Origin of the sequence: Vibrio sp. 10N.261.51.F11 (assembly GCF_041471665.1) — a bacterium.
Lineage (GTDB): Bacteria > Pseudomonadota > Gammaproteobacteria > Enterobacterales > Vibrionaceae > Vibrio > Vibrio crassostreae_C.
The window spans coordinates 1-19,983 of sequence record NZ_JBFROW010000060.1 but is presented as its reverse complement, the minus strand read 5'-3'; the positions used below and the strand labels follow the sequence as shown (position 1 = coordinate 19,983).

At 44.9% G+C, this 19,983-nt stretch carries 21 protein-coding genes and 1 pseudogene; 9 read left to right on the top strand and 13 right to left on the bottom strand.

From position 1 onward, the window contains the following. Window positions 1-123: 123 nt before the first annotated feature. On the top strand, window positions 124-957 hold the full coding sequence (locus AB4351_RS17740; RefSeq protein ID WP_017060559.1) for a pyruvate, water dikinase regulatory protein: 834 nt from the start codon (window positions 124-126) through the stop codon (window positions 955-957). Between the two features lie 159 nt (window positions 958-1,116). Here AB4351_RS17740 and grxB read toward each other — a convergent pair whose 3' ends face one another. The 3 genes from grxB to AB4351_RS17725 all read right to left on the bottom strand — a co-directional run bounded on the left by grxB (window position 1,117) and on the right by AB4351_RS17725 (window position 3,400). Then, window positions 1,117-1,749, bottom strand: a complete 633-nt coding sequence (grxB, locus tag AB4351_RS17735) for a glutaredoxin 2 (RefSeq protein ID WP_102394180.1) — start codon at window positions 1,747-1,749, stop codon at window positions 1,117-1,119. Window positions 1,750-2,096: 347 nt separating this feature from the next. Further along, complete coding sequence (locus AB4351_RS17730; protein WP_004733064.1) at window positions 2,097-2,255, bottom strand: hypothetical protein; 159 nt, start codon at window positions 2,253-2,255, stop codon at window positions 2,097-2,099. Window positions 2,256-2,419: 164 nt separating this feature from the next. Further along, complete coding sequence (locus AB4351_RS17725) at window positions 2,420-3,400, bottom strand: Gfo/Idh/MocA family protein (RefSeq protein WP_017060561.1); 981 nt, start codon at window positions 3,398-3,400, stop codon at window positions 2,420-2,422. A gap of 219 nt (window positions 3,401-3,619) precedes the next feature. Between AB4351_RS17725 and AB4351_RS17720 the strand changes: the two genes are divergently transcribed. Both AB4351_RS17720 and AB4351_RS17715 read left to right on the top strand, forming a co-directional pair. Then, window positions 3,620-4,102 carry a GNAT family N-acetyltransferase gene (locus tag AB4351_RS17720; protein WP_136973835.1) on the top strand — a complete coding sequence of 161 codons (483 nt, stop codon included), beginning with the start codon at window positions 3,620-3,622 and terminating at the stop codon, window positions 4,100-4,102. A 2-nt stretch (window positions 4,103-4,104) separates the two neighbouring features. Next, window positions 4,105-4,878 (top strand): murein L,D-transpeptidase family protein, encoded by a 774-nt coding sequence (locus AB4351_RS17715; protein ID WP_017064906.1) that lies wholly within the window; start codon window positions 4,105-4,107, stop codon window positions 4,876-4,878. A gap of 104 nt (window positions 4,879-4,982) precedes the next feature. On the opposite strand, the gene AB4351_RS17710 is transcribed toward AB4351_RS17715, so the two are convergent. The 7 genes from AB4351_RS17710 to AB4351_RS17680 form a co-directional block, all read right to left on the bottom strand. Further along, window positions 4,983-5,720, bottom strand: coding sequence for a sulfite exporter TauE/SafE family protein (locus tag AB4351_RS17710; RefSeq protein ID WP_017069205.1), 738 nt, complete (start codon window positions 5,718-5,720; stop codon window positions 4,983-4,985). A 160-nt stretch (window positions 5,721-5,880) separates the two neighbouring features. Beyond that, window positions 5,881-6,600, bottom strand: a complete 720-nt coding sequence (locus tag AB4351_RS17705; protein WP_372126749.1) for a glycerophosphodiester phosphodiesterase family protein — start codon at window positions 6,598-6,600, stop codon at window positions 5,881-5,883. Window positions 6,601-6,656: 56 nt separating this feature from the next. After that, a complete protein-coding gene (ugpC, locus tag AB4351_RS17700; RefSeq protein WP_372126747.1) occupies window positions 6,657-7,967 on the bottom strand; it encodes a sn-glycerol-3-phosphate ABC transporter ATP-binding protein UgpC in 1,311 nt (436 codons plus the stop codon). Next, complete coding sequence (gene ugpE, locus AB4351_RS17695) at window positions 7,957-8,799, bottom strand: sn-glycerol-3-phosphate ABC transporter permease UgpE (RefSeq protein ID WP_372126745.1); 843 nt, start codon at window positions 8,797-8,799, stop codon at window positions 7,957-7,959. Before ugpE ends, ugpC begins: the two co-directional genes overlap by 11 nt. Before the next feature lie 38 nt (window positions 8,800-8,837). Next, on the bottom strand, window positions 8,838-9,719 hold the full coding sequence (locus AB4351_RS17690; RefSeq protein ID WP_017064901.1) for an ABC transporter permease subunit: 882 nt from the start codon (window positions 9,717-9,719) through the stop codon (window positions 8,838-8,840). Between the two features lie 242 nt (window positions 9,720-9,961). Continuing rightward, the gene (locus AB4351_RS17685) at window positions 9,962-11,254 is read right to left on the bottom strand and encodes an extracellular solute-binding protein (protein WP_017064900.1); all 1,293 of its coding nucleotides are present in this window, start codon (window positions 11,252-11,254) and stop codon (window positions 9,962-9,964) included. 304 nt (window positions 11,255-11,558) lie between these two features. After that, the gene (locus tag AB4351_RS17680) at window positions 11,559-12,161 is read right to left on the bottom strand and encodes a 2OG-Fe(II) oxygenase (protein WP_017064899.1); all 603 of its coding nucleotides are present in this window, start codon (window positions 12,159-12,161) and stop codon (window positions 11,559-11,561) included. Window positions 12,162-12,363: 202 nt separating this feature from the next. On the opposite strand from AB4351_RS17680, the gene AB4351_RS17675 reads away from it, so the two are divergent. After that, window positions 12,364-13,152 (top strand): MBL fold metallo-hydrolase, encoded by a 789-nt coding sequence (locus tag AB4351_RS17675; protein WP_102394176.1) that lies wholly within the window; start codon window positions 12,364-12,366, stop codon window positions 13,150-13,152. A 146-nt stretch (window positions 13,153-13,298) separates the two neighbouring features. Here the strand turns inward: AB4351_RS17675 and AB4351_RS17670 are convergent, their stop codons facing one another. Both AB4351_RS17670 and rimK read right to left on the bottom strand, forming a co-directional pair. Then, entirely contained in the window at window positions 13,299-13,727 is a 429-nt protein-coding gene (locus tag AB4351_RS17670; protein WP_004740039.1) for a RimK/LysX family protein, read from the bottom strand. 32 nt (window positions 13,728-13,759) lie between these two features. Beyond that, window positions 13,760-14,665, bottom strand: a complete 906-nt coding sequence (gene rimK, locus AB4351_RS17665) for a 30S ribosomal protein S6--L-glutamate ligase (RefSeq protein WP_004740040.1) — start codon at window positions 14,663-14,665, stop codon at window positions 13,760-13,762. A 602-nt stretch (window positions 14,666-15,267) separates the two neighbouring features. Here rimK and AB4351_RS17660 point away from each other — a divergent pair. Both AB4351_RS17660 and AB4351_RS17655 read left to right on the top strand, forming a co-directional pair. Then, the gene (locus AB4351_RS17660; RefSeq protein ID WP_372126743.1) at window positions 15,268-17,052 is read left to right on the top strand and encodes an SgrR family transcriptional regulator; all 1,785 of its coding nucleotides are present in this window, start codon (window positions 15,268-15,270) and stop codon (window positions 17,050-17,052) included. 187 nt (window positions 17,053-17,239) lie between these two features. Then, window positions 17,240-18,301, top strand: a complete 1,062-nt coding sequence (locus AB4351_RS17655; RefSeq protein ID WP_372126741.1) for an MBL fold metallo-hydrolase — start codon at window positions 17,240-17,242, stop codon at window positions 18,299-18,301. Window positions 18,302-18,448: 147 nt separating this feature from the next. Here the strand turns inward: AB4351_RS17655 and AB4351_RS17650 are convergent, their stop codons facing one another. Then, window positions 18,449-18,874, bottom strand: coding sequence for a MarR family winged helix-turn-helix transcriptional regulator (locus tag AB4351_RS17650; protein ID WP_017060573.1), 426 nt, complete (start codon window positions 18,872-18,874; stop codon window positions 18,449-18,451). Between the two features lie 97 nt (window positions 18,875-18,971). On the opposite strand from AB4351_RS17650, the gene AB4351_RS17645 reads away from it, so the two are divergent. From AB4351_RS17645 to AB4351_RS17635, 3 genes and pseudogenes are all read left to right on the top strand, one after another. Next, window positions 18,972-19,463, top strand: coding sequence for a DUF2798 domain-containing protein (locus AB4351_RS17645; protein WP_108092460.1), 492 nt, complete (start codon window positions 18,972-18,974; stop codon window positions 19,461-19,463). A 33-nt stretch (window positions 19,464-19,496) separates the two neighbouring features. Continuing rightward, the gene (locus AB4351_RS17640; RefSeq protein WP_102575782.1) at window positions 19,497-19,802 is read left to right on the top strand and encodes a DUF3861 domain-containing protein; all 306 of its coding nucleotides are present in this window, start codon (window positions 19,497-19,499) and stop codon (window positions 19,800-19,802) included. A gap of 89 nt (window positions 19,803-19,891) precedes the next feature. Then, window positions 19,892-19,983, top strand: a pseudogene (locus AB4351_RS17635) (helix-turn-helix domain-containing protein); the annotation flags it as partial.

Here is a 19,983-nt window from a genome sequence, read left to right as displayed (position 1 = left end):
TATCAGTTTAAAAAAATGTAAATTATTTTCTAAAGCTGTGGGGGACGTAATAGTCAGCAGGGTTTTATTATCTATATTATGGTTACCATCCTACTCAAAATAATTTTAAACATTAAATAAAAAATGCAAATTGATATTCAAAGTCGTGATGTATTCTATGTTTCTGATGGAACGGCCATAACATGTGAGACTTTAGGGCATGTTGTTCTAGGTCAATTCCCTTTTAAAGCCAATGAAAAAACCTTTCCGTTTGTGGAAAGTGAGGACAAACTTTCTGATTTATTAAAAGAGATTGAAATTTCGTATCGTGATACCGGATTAGAACCGCTAGTGTTCTTTTCGATTGTGATACCTGATATCAAAACCAAATTGCTAGAAGCGCCCGCGCACTGTTATGACGTGTTAGAGAGCATCGTGCAGAAAGTACAGGATGACATTCAGATGGCGCCTGTTCCTAAGTTGCAGCGCTCACGCAGTGTAAACAAGGACTCGGTGAAGTATTTCGACCGTATTGCTGCGATTGAGTACACGCTCGCGCATGATGATGGCATCACGCTAAAAGGGCTGGAAGAAGCCGACATCATCTTGTTGGGTGTTTCTCGAAGTGGCAAAACACCAACAAGTTTGTATATGGCGATGCAGTTTGGCTTACGCGTAGCAAACTACCCATTTATCCACGATGACTTGGCACGCTTAAAGCTGTTGCCAGAGTTTGAGATTTACCGACATAAGCTGTTTGGTTTGACCATTGATGCAGAAAGGCTCACTGAAATTCGTGAGAACCGCTTAGCAGGCAGCGAATACGCCAGTGACTCACAATGTTTGTATGAATTGCAAACGGTAGAGGCGATGTTCCGTCGAGAAGCGATACCTTACATCAACACCTCTTCACTATCGGTTGAAGAAATTTCGACACGAATCTTGGAGCGAACAGGTTTGAGAAGGCGTCTGCTGTAAGACAAAGCCTTAGAGAAATAGAATGGCCAGATAAAAGAAAATCGAAGCTCGCAGTTTACACCTGAGAGCTTCGATTTTTTGTTTGTGCTCGTTGTAGTCGCTTGCGAGTCAGAGCTTGTTTTCTTAATCAGAGCTTGCTTTCTTAATCGAGATAGCTTTCTAGCGAAGTAAAGACAGCTTTAGCGTTTCACTTTTCTTTTCTAACCAGCGTTCAAGTGCTGGTGGCCATGTGATGCTTGGTTCTACGCAAAAGCCACGAAGCATCGAGAAATACACCGCTTGATCGACTAGAGGCAGTGATGACTCACCATTCTCTAGATCCAGTAAGAGTTCGGCATCTTTCAGTAATGGGTTAATCAGTTGAACGAACTGAGGCGTCTTTTCTAACAGTTCTTCAAAGTTAAAACCTTCGGTCTCTTTACTGGCACGCCAAGCTTCTTTGGCTCCAGCAGAGCGATATTCAGCCAAGTCGAGGTTCCACCAACGTGGGCGTCCAATCTGTTGAGTAAGAGGGAATGCGCGAGTTTGGAACACAGTCACTTGCTCAGATGGCACACGCTGCTCATCGCTTGATTTCAAGTCCATGAAGTACGCGATGATATCTAGGCTCTCTGCCATGATAGAGCCATCGTCTTTTTGTAAGACGGGTACCATCTTTTTACCGATCAGATCGATAAGGGTTTGGGCATCATCATAATCGACGGAAACAAGCTCAATGTTCAAGCCTAGCGATTGAGCAATGTAGGAGACTCTTGCACAGAAAGGGCAGTGATCGTAAATGTAAAGCTTCATAGCTTCTCTCATTCGGGTCATTCTTAGTATAAGATGATGCTAATGTACCAGAAACTTTCGCAGACAATAAGCCTTTGTTAACAAGAACTATTCACTGCGATTAAGTGCACGGGAATATCAAGAGAACGATGAGAATAAGCACCTAGTGTAGAAACTCGTTGCCTAATTCTATTGTCAGTTGAGTGCGGTTTTATTGTAACGAGTAAGCGAATGAGAAAGCTGGTGGGTAAATGACGGGCATAAAAAAGGCTCTGGCTGCTTACTCTAATGCAGAAGAGTGAAGTCAGCCAAAGCCTCAATTTTGTTACCTTTAGTAGAGTGACTACTAAAAGGGCAGAGTGGTTAAACTATGCTTTTTTAAGATCTTGCGCTGGGTAAGTAAGCGTCATTGCGCCTTCTACCGTTGTAACGTGAACGTAGCCGCCACCAGCACTTAGGCCAGTTACTACCATTTCACCTAGTTCAACACCTTTTGTTGCTACAACGCGATCATCAACTGAAAACACTTTACACACCTTCAATAAATTAAATAAATACGATAGATATCGAACGCGGATTTAAACAGATGGGACCTCAATCAACTAATCCGGTTATTTGTCGTAAAGATTAAATTCAGTTATGTATAAATAATTATGTATTAAAAATCAGTTTGTTAACTTACGCTGCGACGTTATTTATCCGCTGGATACACTACACCAACTTGTTGGCGCATCTCTGTAATTAACTTCGCAACCGTTAAAGCGCGCAGTTGGGCCTGCGCTTGTGTTGCGTTGTCGCCAGCAATGCAGCTAGCAAAGGCCTGCGCTTCGTAACTCATGGAGTTTTCGCTTTGTGCTTGAGTAAGGTTTTCTACCGTGCCATCGCGGTAGCGGATCTTAACGTCAGTACATTCAGCGATGTGATCGATGATGATCGCCCCTAATTCACCTTGGATCTCGCTTGGCGCATAAGAGTCGCTGACTTTGGAGTGCGCAAGGGTCACATCAAACTCAGGGTATTGGAAGATCGCACAGCCATGAGCATCGACACCTGAATCAAGTAGCTTTGCAGAAGCCTGTGCGTTTTCAGGTTTGCCAAATAGCGCGACTGTCGCGGCAACACAGTAAAAGCCAATATCGACCAATGAGCCGTTAGAAAAAGCTGGGTTGAAGGTATTTGGGTTCTCGCCGTTTAGGTATTTTTGGTAGCGCGATGAATACTGGCAGTAGTTGATGTGTGCTTTATGTACCTTGCCAATCTTTTCTAACCCAAGTTGAACTTGCTTAAAGTTCGGTAGGAATTGAGATTTATACGCCTCAAACAGCACCACACCGTTTTTCTCAGCGACTTCGAACATGCGTGTTGCTTCATCAATATTTGATGCAACCGGCTTTTCACAGATAACATGCTTGCCGTGTTCCATCATGAAGATAGATTGCTCGCAATGCAGTGAGTTAGGGGAAGCGATGTACACGGCTTCTACAGTGTTGTCATTGGCCAATGCGTCGAGTGAGTCATACGTGGTTTCAACGTCAAATTCTTGGGCGAACTGTGCCGCGCTGTCTAGATTTCGAGAGTAAACCGCAGCAAGTTGCATCGATTGAGATTCGTGCGCAGCTTGAACAAACTTTTGTGTAATCCAATTGGTTCCAATTACAGCAAACTTAATCATATAGGTATCCAGTCGTTAGTCGTCGTTAGTATATTGATTCTGCAGAGATAGTAGCACTCAACGGCTGGCAATGTGCCTGAGATTTACGGAACAATTTCCCTAAACATAGTGCCTAATATTAATGTTCAGCCTTCACAGAGCGTCTGAGTTGACCAGTGTAACGGTGCACAACTAAGCCATTTTTGCTAAGGTGTTATTGAATTCAAACAAGGTGATGATATGCAAATCCGGACGGCCAAGGTAACTGATATTAACGCGATCTTAGCGCTCTCTGAGCAGATAAACCGTCAACATCATCTTGGTGCGCCTATGGTATTTGCACCAGCGTCACAAGGCTTGGCCGACAGTGAAGAGTATTGGTTAGGTTTGATGCTTGACCCACTTGTCGCTTTCTTGGTTGCAGTAGACGACAAGCAAGTCGTTGGCTTTTTAGCGGGTAAGGTAACGCAGAACAAAGGCGTCAGTTTTATTCAGCCGCACAAGGTGGCAAGGGTCAATACGATTGTGGTGAACGATCAGGTTCAGAGCAAAGGTGCTGGTCGAGCGTTAATGAAGTCTTTTAATCAATGGGCGCAGGCGAGAGGAGCGATAGAACTTAGGTTGGAGGTAATGGAGTTTAACCAACAAGCTCAGGGTTTCTATGAGTCGTTAGGAATGGAAACTCAGTCACGAACCATGTCCATGCGTTTTGAGGAGATCTAAAGGTGCGTCTGTTTCTGCCTTTATCACTGTGTTTACTGTTTGTGGCTTCGAACGCGAATGCTGAGCAAGTCGTGGTCGAGAAAATAGTCTCTGACGCGACCGCTATCGAAACCATCGTATTCGAGTCTGCACCGGCTCATTCTCAACGTGTCTCAACGTCTTCATCTAACTCAACCTCTTCCACGAGCTCAAACTCCGAGCATGTGATTATTGTGGATGATGTTCTTAACAGTAGCCCTGATGAAAAGGTAGCTCAGTTTTCTCAAGGGTCATCGAAACGTCCACCTCAAAGTTCCTCTCGACAGTTTTACAACGTACCGGATAGCGCATCTGAGATAGATTCGCTGTCGCAAGTGGTTACGTTAGTTAAAGTCGATAAATCGAAACGTAGGATGTATCTGCTAAAAGGTGAAGAGGTGATTCAGGAGTTTCGTATTGCGCTAGGCAAACAACCGAAAGGGCATAAACGCTTTGAAGGGGACAACCGAACGCCGGAAGGGGAATACCAGCTCGATTATGTGATGGAAGAGTCGGACTTTTATCGCTCAGTACATATTAACTATCCGCAACCTTCGGATATGCAATGGGCAGAGCAAAATGATGTAGATCCTGGAGGAAACATCAAAATCCATGGCATCAAAAACGGCGAGCGTCGTTCGCCGAGCTTTATTCAAAGTTTTGATTGGACGGATGGCTGTATCGCGTTAACCAATCAAGATATGGATGAGTTTCTCCAACTTGTAAAAATGGGTACCCCTATCCATATCGAATGGTAGTCATTGGTACCCAGTTTTCTTAATCACTTTCCGCAGTCAATTAGCGCAATCAATTCGCGAAACCAATTCGTAAAAGCAACGTCCAAAATTAAACGCTAAAGCCGTTACAGTAAGACTCGACCTGCACTGAATATTGCAATCACAATCAGCAATGCAATGGTGACTGGCTTAAACTTCGCTCCACCAAATCTTTCGAACAGTTTAGAACCCACATAACCGCCAAACATGCTGCTTGGTAGAAGCGCGAGAGTCAGCCAAACTACATCGCGGTCGACTAACCCAGCGATAGATGCCGAAACAAACGCAGTGGAATCAGCTAATACAAAGAAGGCTATCAGGCCTGCTCTGGCAATGTGCGGAGCGACTGGGCTTGCTAATGCATGAGTGCCAATTGGAGGCCCTGACATCGAAGCCGCGCCGTTCATTACACCCGCAAGGCTTCCTAGAATATAGGGAGTAAATCTAGGTTCGCTTTTGTACTGGAAACCTTTGTAGATCATAAGTGCAGACGCAAAAATGAAGGCACTGATGATCAAGATGATCGTGTCTTGGCTAACGGATTTAAGCAGAAGTAAGCCGACTGGTGTGAAGGCAAAACAAGGGATAAATACCTTTAAAACCCAGCGCCAGTTAACATGCTTTCGAACTTTAGGCAGTAATTGAACATTGCCTAGGAGATCGATCAACATGAAGACGGGAACCAGTTCGATAACAGGCTCGAATAACGCACTTAATGGCAATGCCACTAAGGTGAAACCGAAACCTGAGAAGCCACGAACAATAGCGGCGAAAATGAAGATTGCACCCAAAATTGGGAAGGTTGGACTAAAAATGAGATCCATAAATTAAGTAACCAATGAAGCTGTCTGTATAGAGCGAGCTAATGAAACCAAGTGAGTAGCGGAATGTACTCCTACTCACTTGTGTTTGCTACCTAATTTTAAGGTTTCCCGAGAGTTAATTTTAAAGTCTCTCGGGGTTGTTTTTGCGGTATTTGTTTGGTCAATTTATAGAGGTAAATTGATTCGGAAAATCAGTGAATACGGCATCTACTTTTGAGATGAATTTGAAGTGAGACGGATCGTTTACTGTGTAGCACCAAGTTTGAATGTTTGCTTCACTCAGTGTATCAAGATCGCTCTGATTCACATGCTCGTAGTTCATGTGACAGCTGAACACTTTAACCTCGTCAATCAACATCAAGTCGGCTTGAGTCAGTTGCTCGGTGATCAGACCTACGCGGTATCTCGGCAGGTGACGAGCCATTTCAGAAACGACTTGATGGCTGAAACTTGAAAGCAGCACTCTGTCGGTGTCTAGATTTGAACGAATCAACTCGGTATGCAGCAAATCAACGACATGAGGCGCTTGATGTCGACTGTCGACTTTGATCTCTAAGTTCACGCTGAGATCATGCTGTTCAACAAGCGCGAGCAACTCTTCCAACGTCAATATTCTTTCACCAGCGAACTGCTCAGACTTCCAACTGCCAAAATCGAGCTGACGCAGTTCTGCAAGGGTGTGTTCGTCGACACGACCCTTGCCATCACTGCAGCGCTCAAGGGTGTGGTCGTGACAAACCACAAGTTGATCATCCTGAGTTGGCTGAATATCTACTTCAATCCATTTCAAGCCGAGTTTAGCGGCTTGTTCAATGCTTGCTTTGGTATTTTCTGGGTGAGTACCTGCTACACCCCGATGACCTACGATGATAGACGACATAATTAATCCTTCTTAAAGACGCACCGTAAAAACGCATTAAATATCAGTGTACTCGATTAAGCGAGAGCCGTCGTTATGCTTGTCGCCTCTTCGCGTGACTCTTGTGAAGTAAAGTTATTCGGCTGAATACGCTTCCCACGACTGTCAAAAATATGCAGGTTGGATTTATCAATGCTTAATCCGAGCGGCAGTACTTGGCATAGTGTCGTTTCAGGCGTGACGGCGATAAAGGGTTGGTCGTTCACAAGGCCATGAACCAATTGATTCGGCCCCAACGGCTCAACCACACTGATACGCAGTTCGAGAGGCAAGGTGTTCATCTTTAATTCGGAACAAACCTCAGAGTGTTCAGGGCGAATGCCAAGCGTGATAGTCGCGTCCTTAACGTGCGCGTACTCTGGCAGATACATTTGTTGCTCGCCGATTTCAAGATAGCCATCATCGAGCGTGGCAGTTAGGAAGTTCATCGCGGGGCTGCCAATAAAGCTTGCCACAAAGGTACTGGCAGGCTGGTGGTAAACTTCTCTTGGTGTGCCGACTTGTTCTATCTGACCTTTGTTGAGAACCACGATTCTATCTGCCAGTGTCATGGCTTCGACTTGGTCATGAGTCACGTAAACACTGGTTACGCCTAGCTCGCGTTGTAGCTTTTTGATTTCTAACCTCATGTGAGCGCGCAATGAGGCATCTAGGTTAGACAAAGGCTCGTCAAACAGGAACAGTTGAGGGTCGCGTACAATCGCTCGTCCCATAGCAACGCGCTGGCGCTGACCACCCGAAAGCTTGGCTGGCTTGCGGTCTAGATACTCTTCGATTTTCAGTGTCTTGGCGACTTTCTCAATCTTCTCTTCAATCACGTGTTGGCTGACGCCTCGGTTCTTTAAACCATAAGCGAGGTTTTTGTATACCGTCATGTGAGGGTAGAGTGCGTAATTTTGAAAGACCATTGCGATATCTCGTTGAGCTGGCTTTTCGTTATCAACACGACGGCCGCCCAAGTGAATCTCACCGCCAGAGATGCTTTCCAGACCCGCAATTGAACGTAGGATAGAAGATTTGCCGCAGCCCGATGGGCCAACTAATACAAGAAATTCACCCTTTTCGATATCAAGCGAGACATCTTTCACTGCACGATGACCGTTCTCATAAGTCTTTACCAAGTTTTTGATGCCTAACATGGTAGGTGCTTTGTGCGTATGGTTGTGAGTGGCTTGGGTGTGCCCTAACGTTTGTTTTAACTTTGGCATCGGGGTGTCCTCTGTATTTTTGTGGATAGCTCGGTGAGAAGGCAGGTGAGACATCTTGTACTCAGCGAGTGATTGAATGCGGTTATCATTCATTTGATTTGTGTCGTTATTATTTTTCACTTTCTACTAGCCCTTTTACAAACCAACGCTGAAATACAACCACCACTAAAACGGGTGGTAACATAGCTAAAATCACCATGGCAAAAACATAGTCGTAGCGCGGTAAACTGGTTTCATTGATGTTGTTGAGTACTTGTTTGATGCCCATCACGATGGTGTTGTAGCCTTCGTCCGTGGTCATCATGATTGGCCACAGATATTGGTTCCAACCCACCACAAACATGATGATGAAGATTGCGGCAATCATGGTTTTAGACAGTGGCAATAAGATGTCGACAAAGAATCGAAATGGACCTGCGTTATCTAGCTGAGCGGCTTCTAACAATTCATCGGGGATGGTTTTGAAGAACTGCCTAAAAAAGAACGTCGCGGTGGCTGAGGCGATCAAAGGCAGAATTAAACCTGTGTAGCTATTAAGAAGCCCAAGCCCAGCGACAACCTCATAGGAAGGGATAATGCGCACTTCTAATGGCAGCAAAAGCGTCACGAAGATCAACCAGAACCAAGCTGTAGCATAAGGCAGTCTGAAGTAGACCAAAGCATACGCAGCCATCATCGAAATGATGATCTTACCGATCGCAAAACCTAGCCCCATGATCATCGAGTTGGAGATCATTTTGCTGGCGGTGACTTCGCCACTGAAGCCCATGCTTTTGTTCCAAGCTTCGCTATAAATGGCCGTAAAGTTATCGCCTGGTACCCATTGCAGGCCTTCGCTGACAATGGTGTTCGGGTTATGCGTCGAGCTGGCGAAGATTAGCCAAATAGGGACCAACATAAACAGCATCCCAGCAATTAAAATTAGGTGGTCAGAGACCTTATTACTTTTCATAAATAACTCCTGTCGCGTTAAAACCTAGCTGTAGTGGGTTAGTAATGAACACGCTTTTCTACAACGCGAAACTGGATAAATGTAAGAGTGAGCACCAATAGCAACAACACAACTGACTGCGCAGAGCTGCCGCCTAAATCTGCGCCAACAAACCCGTCTCGATAGACCTTGTACACCAACGACGTTGTGCCGCCACCCGGGCCTCCATTGGTCATGGTGTCGATCACGCCAAAGGTTTCAAAGAACGAGTAGGTGAGGTTGATGACCAGAAGAAAGAAGCCTGTAGGTGCGAGTAGCGGGAAAGTAATGGTCCAGAAACGTTTTGAGTCGCTGACACAATCGAGCATTGCCGCTTCTTTTACGGCGTAAGAGATCGATTGAAGTCCAGCTAGAAAGTAGATGAAATTCACCGAAACCTGTTTCCACACCGAAACCAAAATCAGAGCAAACGTGGCATCCACAGGGTCGGTTTGGAAGCTAAAGTCCCAACCTATAACCGCAAATATCTCGGTAAACACGCCAATGTGTGGGTTAAACAAGAAAGCACCGATTACGCCTGCAATCGCAGGAGCAACCGCGTAAACCCAAGTAAGAGTGACCTTGTAAGCGCCTTGTCCGTGAATGATGTTGTCGGCTTTAACCGCGAGCAGCAGCGCTAAGGCAAGCGATAAGAAAGAGACCACGATTGCGAACATTAATGTGAAGCCAATCGAGTTCAAATACTCGCTCGATTCGAATAGCATCTGATAGTTTTCGAACCACACGAATATCGATGAGGTGCCCCAAGGGTCTTCTAGCATGAAGGACAGGTAAACTGCCTTTGCCGCAGGGTAGATAAAGAAAACCGCAATGATGAGTATCTGAGGCGCCAAAAATAGGTAAGGCAGCGGAGAGTGAAAGAATTGCTGACGTCGTTCCACAGGGTAATCCCCAAAAATTAGTGACTGTTATCACTGTTAGTTACGGTGAGCACTAGCGCTATAGCAAAGGAATGCATCCAGTTGAGTTGTAGTTTTTGGAGCAAGAAATGGCGCTAGTGAAGAATCTCCTCACACCTTGCCATTACGTTTTTAATGACGCAGTGACAAGTGGTGAGGAGCAATGAACGGCTTTGGTTTATTAAGCCTTTAGCTCAGTAATCTGCTTTGGTTAAAAAGCCAAATTAGTTCATCGTACGAGCGAAGCGTTTCAGCAGTTTGCTGCTCTCATCTTCGACTTTATCTAGGCTATTCTCGACGCTAGAGCGGTCAGCGAAGATATTGTCGAACTCACGATGCATCACTTCACGAATTTGAGGGTAGTAACCTAAGCGGTAGCCCTTAGTCCATTCGCCCGATTTTAGGCTTAGCTGCTTAACGCCCACTTCTGCATCTGGTTGTTCGTTGTAGTAGCCAGACTCTTTCGCTAGCTCATAGGCAGCCGTTGTTACAGGTACATAACCAGTGGTTTTGTGCCAGTAGACTTGAGTTTCAGGCTTAGTCAGGTAATCAAAGAACGCTGCGACACCTTTGTCTTGTTGTTGGTCATGGCCATTGAGTGCAAACAGAGCTGCGCCGCCAATGAAGGTTAAGCCTGCGTCTGGGTTAACCGATTTCCAGTATGGAAGGTATGTGGTGCCGAGTTCGAAAGGTACGCGGTTACGTAAGCCACCGAATGAGCCTGAAGAACCCATCCACATCGCCACTTCTTGGCGCTCGAAAGGGGTTTGGTTTGCATCCCAGTCACTGCCGTAATACTTGTAGTAACCTAGATCTGACCACTCTTTCATCTTGCTAACGTGCATCATCATGTCTTTGGTGTTGAACATGATCTTAGTGGACAAGCCATCGTAGCCGTTGTTTTGATCTGCGACTGGCAGGTTGTGGCGAGACTTAAAGTTCTCGAACATGATCCACGGCGTCAGAGATTGAGAAAACGCGATGTGTCCTTCAGCCTTCAGTTTCTTAGCGACCACTTCTAGTTCTTCATAAGTTTTAGGCGCGTCTGCACCCACTTCCGCGAGAAGATCTTTGTTGTAGTAAAGAACCGGTGTCGAACTGTTGAAAGGCATACCAACCATCTTGCCTTGGTTGTCGGCATAGAAGTTACGAACGCCCGCTAGGTAGTCGTTTGAATTAAAGTTGTAACCCGACTCAACCAGAATATCCTGTACCGGTTTCGCGACGTCTTTCGCGTTCATGATGGTTGCTGCGCCTGCATCGAAGACTTGCAGAATATTGGGTGCTTCACCTGCTCGGTATGCCGCGATACCGGCTGTTAAGGTCTCTGTGTATGAACCTTTGTAGATTGGCGTGATCTCGTAATCATCTTGTGACGCATTAAAGTCGGTCGCAATTTTGTTTACTGTTTCTCCAAGCTGGCCGCCCATTGCGTGCCACCAAGTGACTTGAGTCGTTGCGAACGCTGGCATTGCCGCTGTCGCAGAAAGAACGCCTGCCAAAATTAGCTTATTCATCTTCGTTTCCTTTTGGATGAAATCGATGTCGAGGTATTGGATTAGAGTGTTAACGAGACGGTAGGGGTGTCGTTTGAAGCTATCTTGAACAGGGCGTATTTCACTTAAGTAGCTAAACCGTTTCACTGATATGAAAGATTCATTTCGATTTCATTTAAGAGAAAGTTATTGATGGTTTTAATATTTATTGCGTGCGGTTTTTAAGAGGTATGTTGTTCAATACTCGCTCAATATTTGTTCCATAAAAAAGCCTCTCGAAGGAGAGGCTTTGAATAAGCTAGAGCTTGTTATAATCGGCTTTGTTCTAGTGTGCGATATCTAGTTGGTTGTCTTTCACGCCGTTAATACGGAACCAACCTGCAATACTGAATCGCTCTGTGTTTGTCGGCAGTACCTCGTGTGGGAACTGTTCAGATAAGAACACAAATAAGCGGCCTGACTTTGGTGGAATGGTCGTGATGTGGTTGTCTTTTAGGTCGTAAACCACAAGTTCACCAGCGTCTTCTTCTGTCCACTCATCATTCATATAGAACACAGTGGTCAGGCGGCGGTTTTCATTGCCCTTGAAACAGTCTAAGTGCTTCTGGTAGAAGTCGCCTTTTTCGTATTTAGCAAAGTGCGCTTCGTACTCGAACAGACCCAAAAAGAACGCTTGGTTTGCCGCTAAACGAATTTGTTCCATTTTGTCTAGGAACAGAGATGCTGGCTGACCCATATCGCGGCGCACCCATTGAATCTTGTCACTACGAATGGTCGACTCTCGCGTTACTTCATCGTTACGGCCAATCCTAGCCTTTTTCCAGTTCTCTGGAATGCAATCCCTCAATGCCACCACTTCTTCATGAGTTAAGAAGTCATCCCAAACAAAGTAGCCTTGGGTAGAAAGAGCATCGATTAGTTGGTTCATGTATAGCACTCAGACAATAAATTAGAGGCGCATATATAGTCCTAATAACTTAGGTCAACAAATCACGTATTTTGTCGTCACGATAAAAGAGCGGAAGAGCATGGTACTTTGATGTGATTTTATAGTTAACAAATTTGTTACAAATAAATGTGAGTTTGCTATGGTGTAGGTCTGACCAGTTGAATTATCACAAGGAGTGGGTTTGCAGCTGCATACCATTAAAGGTTACATCCAAGACATGTACTTGGTGGAGTATCCGGACAAATTACTGTTGCTCGATGGCGCATGTCGAGCCGATATTCCGCATTTGAAGGCTTTTATTGAAACCGAACTTATGCGTGATTTTTCTGATCTCCACACGGTTGTGGTGACACACATGCATCCTGACCATGCAGGGGCAGCGCACAAGCTCAGAAAGCTCACGAGCTGTAACTTGGTGGCAGCAAACCGAGACAAAGATTGGTATCACGGCATCGATGGCATTTTGATGCACCTGACCGACTTAGCGCTTGCTAGGTGGATGGCGAACCGCTTAGGCAAGCCTAAAGCAAACCTATGGTATTCAAGAAAGTTAAAGCCGGACTACAAGCTGTCTGATGGGGATAGTATTCCAGGGTTTGATGATTGGTTGGTTCTTGAAACACCGGGCCATACCGACCGTGATCTCTCGGTCTATTGCCCATCACACAGCGTGGCTTATGTGGCCGATTTAATGGTCGAGGTTAAGAAGAAGCTGATTCCGCCATTTCCTATCTTTCACCCTAATAAGTATCGAGCGTCTGTATCGCGCATTTATGACATGCAGCTCGATACCTTGCTGGTGGCGCATGGTGGACAAGTGAATTTGAGTGAGCAAGCGTTTGAACACCTGTTGATGAGTGCGCCAAGAAGGCCAGTGACACATTGGCGAGTGACGAAAATCAAAACCAAGAAATTACTTTTATCGATTGGGCGATTTGGTTTTCAATCTCATGGTAAATCGAAGAAATAGATCAGAAGCTTGAATGCAAAGTCGTGTATTCAGAGCTGAAAGTAGAAATAGAAAAATAGATAGCAATAAGGCCAGTCATGAGACTGGCCTTATATCGTTGTGAGTAGCTTTAGTTATAACCTGTGGAGCGGTTACGATGACTCGGATTAGTGAGTCAGCAGGAATTCACCCGCAGGGTCAACAATCACTTTGTCACTCATGCCTTGACGTCCAAGCAACATCATGTAAGTCATGTCTTGACGGTTGCTTAGCGTGATATCGATCGGCCATTGTTGGCCACCGATTCTTAGCATGGTTTCAATCACGCAACGGTGTTCAACTTCGCCGTTAGATGACTTAATTTTCTTACTTGTTTTCAGTTTCGCCTTGCAGCGCACCGTCTCTTCTAGGTGATAAACGTCTGGGTGAAGGTCGAACTCTACGAATTTCTCACCATTTGATTTAACACATAGTAGATTGTCTACGTGTAGAGAAGAGGTTTTAGCCCCTGTATCAACACGTGTATGTAGTCCAGTTATCCCTAACTCTGGTAAGCAAAGTGCTTCGGTATTCCCTATGATCATTTTATTGTTCATTTTCTTTCCAATCATGAGTTATCGGTATTCAATCAGCCCTTGCCACGAGTACGGTTAGCGTTTGGTTTTGCATTCTTCTCGATGAATTCGAAAATCATGTCTGCTACATCTTTACCCGTTGCTTTCTCGATGCCTTCTAGGCCTGGAGAAGAGTTTACTTCCATTACTACTGGGCCGTTCTTAGATTGTAGGATATCTACACCACATAGGTTTAATCCCATGATTTTCGCTGCATTGATTGCTGTTGCGCGCTCTTCTTTGGTTAGTTTAACCAGCTGAGCAGTGCCGCCACGGTGCAGGTTAGAGCGGAATTCACCTTCACCAGCTTGACGCTTCATTGCAGCAATTACTTTGTTGCCAACAACAAAACAACGGATGTCTGCGCCATTTGCTTCTTCAATGAACTCTTGAACCAAGATGTTCGCTTTTAGGCCCATGAACGCTTCGATAACGCTTTCTGCTGCTTTGTTTGTTTCTGCTAGTACAACGCCGATACCTTGAGTGCCTTCAAGAAGCTTGATCACAAGTGGCGCGCCGCCTACGTTTTTGATCAGGTCTTGAATCTTGTCTGGGCGGCTAGCGAAACCTGTTTTTGGTAAGCCAATACCTTTACGAGACAACAGTTGTAGTGAGCGCAGTTTGTCGCGAGAGCGACTGATTGCTACTGACTCATTGATACAAAAAGTGCCCATCATTTCGAATTGGCGAACAACCGCAGTTCCGTAAAAGGTAATGGAAGCGCCAATACGTGGAATAACAGCATCGTATTGAGGTAGCTCTTCACCCATGTAGCGAATCTTCGGATTGTTACTCGCGATATCTATATCACAGTGCAACGTGTCGATAACATCGACCTGATGACCACGTGCTTCTCCAGCCTGCTTTAGACGAGCGGTAGAGTATAGATTTTCGTTGCGAGAAAGAATTGCGATACGCATGGCGTTTCCTTAGTTAATACCTGATTGGTAACTGCAAATAAATTAGTTGTTAGCTGAGCTTTCAGTTTTTTCTGAGGCTCCTTGCTTGCTTCGGGGCGAACCTTAAGGCTTTTCGTTCAACTAAGAAAACGAATTAAATTTGTCGAGTCGACAACGGAAATTTATCGATTGTGTGAGCTATTGGTACAGCAGGCTTGAGAGGGGAATTGGAATGGAAAAGCGAGTTGAGACCTAACTCATATTGGGGGTAGGAGCATATTAGGTTGTACCCAACTCGCGTTTACTCGGTGCTAAAAAGTGTACTAATAACGCCAGTTACATAGATCTAAAAGTGTTCGTAGTGCTTCTCTTTCGAGCTTACTGCAGGTGCTTTTTAGCTTGTTAAGATAGTATTTTCTCATGGTCATTACTCTCTCTGGTTAGGCTTTATTTACAACCTATGGTTTGTTGCTGACCCGTTCATTATGGATAATTAAGAGGAACTAAAAAACAGATGTTATTTTTATTGGTTGTTCCTGTTTTGGTCGCATTACACTACTTTTTGATGAATGTGTTTTATAATGGGCTTAATTAGGAAGAGCTATCTTTAAAAGGTTCATTATTTGTCTGATCTAAACATGATGCGTTACTACACGCGGCTAGAGTCGTTCGAGCCAAACATTTCTCATTCAGTCACCCTAGCCGAAGTAGCGGATATGCTGTTTACAAGCTTGCGTCACGCTCGAACCTTACTTGGTAAGATGCATCAAGCTGAATGGGTGGTGTGGGAGCCAAAAGTTGGCAGGAATCAACGCTCTAACTTAACACTGCGTTTTAGCAATTCAGAGTTGGCGCAGCATGTTGCAAGTAAACTGATAGAGCAGGGCAAGTACGAAAAAGCACTTTCCATATTGGATAATGACCGCGCTGTGTTTGGTTCTTTACTGCAAGAAACTTCCGGCGCGACCATGCGTGAAGGGCTGCTGCACGTTCAATTAACCTATAAGCGTAAGTTTGAGGATTTGTTTCCGCACCATATACACCGCAGTAGCGAACGATTTTTGATAAGACAGGTTTTTAGCTGCCTAGTGACGTGTAATGGTAAAGGTGAGTTAAAGCCTGAATTAGCTCACCATTGGGAATATGACACTGAGCAACTGGTTTGGACTTTCTATCTGCGCCCGGGACTTACTTTCCATGACGGGCAACCTGTGGATGCTAAGCAATTAGTTTCGATGTTTTCTGCGTTGCAAACCTTACCTTTCTATCAGACAGAGCTAGCCCATGTCGCTTCAGTTTACAGTGAGCAGCCATTGAGGATCAGCTTTCAACTCACCCAAGCAGATACCGGCTTTGCTGGTTTACTTGCTGGCGTTAAATATTCGATTCAACCCGCAGCGCAAGTCACCCGTGAACCGTCGCCATTAAGTACCGTGTCCCATGCTGTTATTGGAACCGGCCCATTTAAAGTGGTTGATGCCAACAACGAACGAATCAAGCTCGCCGCATTTGAGCATTATTATGGTTGTCGCTCGTTAACCGATGAGGTGACCATCTGGCAGTTTGAGGAATCAATGACGGGCACTGCTCGTTTCGATGATAGCCAAATGCACGTATCGCCTTATGAAGATTCTTCTTGCTTCCATCAATTAGGGAAAAGCGATGCGGACCTTGTTTCAGCAGACACAGACGGCCTTCGTAGCCGAGTCGAGGATGGATGCTTGTTTATCCTGTTCAATCAGAACTCAGCGGCTAGCCCACTAAATAATGAGCAGCGCAAATACCTTTCACAACTGACCAACCCACAAGCGATTTTGTCTCAGCTGGAACACAACAAGGGTTTGTTTAGTGTCTCTTTAGCTCAAAATATACTGCCAAGTTGGCAGAAATTGTATCGAACGCCTTCGAAAGAGGCACAACTGCCGGAAAAGATGAGTATTGCGGTTTACGACTATTATGCGTTGTATCGATGTGCGATTTGCGTATCCGATATACTCAAACGATATGGTGTGGAAGTTGAGGTGAACACCTACAGTTTTCGAGAGTTGGCGCAGCTCTCTCAGAGTGGCGAGTTAAAGGAGGACTTGGTGCTGTGTAACTTGAACCTCGATGACAATGCCCCGTCTTCGCTGTTCTCGTGGATGATGAACGACCCTGTTTTGCACTCTGCTTTGGGAGAGATGAACAGCGATTGGCTTAAACAGCGCTTAGATCATCACAAAGCCTCAGTTGAACTGCCGAATTACTTGGCAGAGTTGGAGCCTGTTGCATCGACGTTGATTTCTGATTATTGGCTAGTGCCTATGTTCCATCACCTACAAACCGTGCGTTTTCAAGGCATTTTGAAAAACGTGGCCATCACAAACTGGGGATGGCCAGACTTCAAGAATGTATGGTCTGCTGATTAACCTTTCTTACTAGCTAAATAACTAAGTTAACTCGTTGCCAAAATTGGTTTTTCCAAAATCGACTTTGACACGCTTACGTCTAGATAAATTAAAAATTACACTCGATGGTTTACTTTTTGGTTTTGGCATATAAACTAGTCGGTGTAGTTTATGTGTTGGGTCTATCCCAACGGTTAAAGAGATACCAATGAAAAAATATCTATTACCGATTTTAGGAGTACTTGCCGTGGTCGCTATCGTAAGCACAGGTTCACAATCAAACGACAATCTAGATAAGCTTCCAAAGAAGTTTGCTAACAGTGAGTTGGAATACAAATCGGGTATGTCTGATATTTTTTCAATCTTGAAAGCATACGTGACTGTGGAAAGAAACGAGCCAGTGCCGCGCACTGCATTGCCTTTGATTCCGATGACAGCTGAGCAATTGATCGAAGAGCAAGATGATGTTGCTTATCGCTTGGGTCATTCCAGTGTGATGATGAAGCTGGATGGCAAGTTAGTGATGACTGACCCTGTGTTCAGTGATCGTGCATCACCCGTGCAATGGATGGGGCCGAAGCGTTTTCATCCAACACCAATTACGCTGCAAGAGCTACCCGATATTGATGTGGTGGTGATCAGCCACGATCACTACGACCATTTAGACAAAGGCGCGGTTAAGGTATTAGCCGATAAAGTAGGTACGTTTTTGGTGCCACTCAGAGTCGGTGCGCTACTGGAAAAGTGGGGCGTGGATAAAGCAAAGATCATCGAATTGAATTGGTGGGAATCGGCAACAGCCTCAGATATTGAGTTCACTTTGACGCCGACACAGCATTTCTCTGGGCGTGGCTTACTTGATCGTGACCAAACACTGTGGGGTAGCTGGGTTATTAACGCTTCCGACAAAAAAGTCTTCTTTAGCGGTGACTCCGGTTACTTCAGCGGCTTTAAAGAGATTGGCGACCGCTTCGGGCCGTTTGATTTAACCATGGTTGAAACGGGCGCGTATAACTCTCTTTGGGCGGATATTCATATGTTCCCAGAGCAGAGCGTTCAGGCCCACATTGACCTGCAAGGTAAGGTGATGATGCCAATCCACAACAGTACCTTCGACCTTTCTATGCACGATTGGCAAGATCCAATGGAACAAGCTCTGGCGATTAGCAAAGAGCGAGATGTGCAAATGGTAAGCCCTGTGATGGGTGAACGTTTGGTGATCTCAAAGCCGGTACCCGTTCAGGCATGGTGGAAACTGGCATCGAATTAGAGCTGTTACCTAATTAGAACGGGCATCTAATTAACACTCTCATCTAAGTTAGAAGTAATCATACTGCTAATCTATATAAAGCCAGCTGATACAAAAAACGCCACTGATCATTCGATTCGGTGGCGTTTTTTCGTTTCATTTTGAAGATCAGCTTTCTAAGTTCTGCGCCATTTTCTTCGCAATTTTTCTGAATTGTTCTAACTCGTCTTCGGCCATGCCTTTGGTCATTCTCTTCAGCATGTCTCGATCGATATCCGAGACCTTACTCATGATCTCTTGACCCTTATCAGTCAGAACCAATAACTGGCTGCGCTTGTCTTCCGGGTTCGGAGACTTCTTCACAAGTTCCTGATTGATCAAGGCATTAATGAGCCGAGTGACCTGTGCTTTATCACGATCTAGGAAGTGTGCGATATCGATAGCGGTACATGGAGACTTCTTGGTAATGATCTTCATGACACGAATGTTCATAGGTGCGATCTCTGAGTCTAAGCTCTCAATCTGTTCGCTCATTTGACGTTTCAAAGAGTGCACTAAACGAAAGATAGACTCTAGCGATGTGTTATCAGACATAAACGATCCTTAGAAATGTAGTTGACATTGTCAACTACTGTATTTATAGTTGACATTATCAACTTAATTGTTCGTAAATTCAAGACAGGAAATAGATATGACGATTCAAGCAACTCTAACGCCAACTCTTCCTGAGCAAAAAGGCACACCGGTTTTATACAAAATTTTGGTCATGATGAGCTTAATGCTAACGATTGGCGGCAGTTTAACGGCCGTGATGACTTACATGAATGTCGGATTCGGTGAGGCATTTATTGGCAACTGGCTTTCTTCATTAGCCCTTGTTGTCGTGATCATGATGCCAATGGGCGCGGTGATGATGGCTTTAGTCACCAAAGCCGTTGCTAGAGTGTTCACAACTTATGGCGAGAAAGTACGCAACCTGATCGTGGGACTGATCATGGCTTTTATCATGGAGTCCATCATGGCATTTGTAACAGCTGCAAATAATATTGGATTTTCGGATACATCGGCGTTTACCAGTGGATGGTTTAATGGATTTATTGCCGCGCTTCCTGTTGGCCTTACGATCATGGTCGTAATGTCGATGACGGTTAAACCTAAGCTTGAACGATTCATGAAGAGCTAGCCAAAACATTTCACAGCATTGTAGGAGATCCACATGACAGCATTTACAGGTAAACACAATAACTACCGCATCACTATTGAAGAAGTGAGCGTTAAAGAAGACCGTGAACTTCAAACCATGCAGTTTGAAATTGAAGACAGAGAAAACATGTTCGCGATTGTTGAGAAGATCAAACAAGACAGCGGCTTAGACGAGCAATCTGCAGCGCGACTCGGGGTGAGCATCCGCTTACTTGGCCCAATGATGATGCAAGATAGAAAGCACCCTCTGTTTGTTGATTTCATGCCTCACTTCAGAAACTTCATGCAGAATCTGAAGAAGACATTGAAAGGGCAGTAAAGCCTAATCATCAGTAATACATCGAAAAGCCAGTAACCAACTTTGAACTGACCCCCAATAGTTGGACACCAATTATTGGGGGTCTTTTTATGTCCAAATATAGCCGTGAGCTAAAATGTATCATTGCTAAGCAATACTTAGATGGCACGTCATCTCTCTATTTAGCAAAACAATATTCAAT

Bases quoted from the DNA above. Each gene is read 5' to 3' on its own strand.
- AB4351_RS17740 (WP_017060559.1), top strand. From the start codon at position 124: ATGCAAATTGATATTCAAAGTCGTGATGTATTCTATGTTTCTGATGGA.
- grxB (WP_102394180.1), bottom strand. From the start codon at position 1,749: ATGAAGCTTTACATTTACGATCACTGCCCTTTCTGTGCAAGAGTCTCC.
- AB4351_RS17725 (WP_017060561.1), bottom strand. From the start codon at position 3,400: ATGATTAAGTTTGCTGTAATTGGAACCAATTGGATTACACAAAAGTTT.
- AB4351_RS17720 (WP_136973835.1), top strand. From the start codon at position 3,620: ATGCAAATCCGGACGGCCAAGGTAACTGATATTAACGCGATCTTAGCG.
- AB4351_RS17710 (WP_017069205.1), bottom strand. From the start codon at position 5,720: ATGGATCTCATTTTTAGTCCAACCTTCCCAATTTTGGGTGCAATCTTC.
- AB4351_RS17705 (WP_372126749.1), bottom strand. From the start codon at position 6,600: ATGTCGTCTATCATCGTAGGTCATCGGGGTGTAGCAGGTACTCACCCA.
- ugpE (WP_372126745.1), bottom strand. From the start codon at position 8,799: ATGAAAAGTAATAAGGTCTCTGACCACCTAATTTTAATTGCTGGGATG.
- AB4351_RS17685 (WP_017064900.1), bottom strand. From the start codon at position 11,254: ATGAATAAGCTAATTTTGGCAGGCGTTCTTTCTGCGACAGCGGCAATG.
- AB4351_RS17680 (WP_017064899.1), bottom strand. From the start codon at position 12,161: ATGAACCAACTAATCGATGCTCTTTCTACCCAAGGCTACTTTGTTTGG.
- AB4351_RS17670 (WP_004740039.1), bottom strand. From the start codon at position 13,727: ATGAACAATAAAATGATCATAGGGAATACCGAAGCACTTTGCTTACCA.
- rimK (WP_004740040.1), bottom strand. From the start codon at position 14,665: ATGCGTATCGCAATTCTTTCTCGCAACGAAAATCTATACTCTACCGCT.
- AB4351_RS17655 (WP_372126741.1), top strand. From the start codon at position 17,240: ATGAAAAAATATCTATTACCGATTTTAGGAGTACTTGCCGTGGTCGCT.
- AB4351_RS17650 (WP_017060573.1), bottom strand. From the start codon at position 18,874: ATGTCTGATAACACATCGCTAGAGTCTATCTTTCGTTTAGTGCACTCT.
- AB4351_RS17645 (WP_108092460.1), top strand. From the start codon at position 18,972: ATGACGATTCAAGCAACTCTAACGCCAACTCTTCCTGAGCAAAAAGGC.
- AB4351_RS17640 (WP_102575782.1), top strand. From the start codon at position 19,497: ATGACAGCATTTACAGGTAAACACAATAACTACCGCATCACTATTGAA.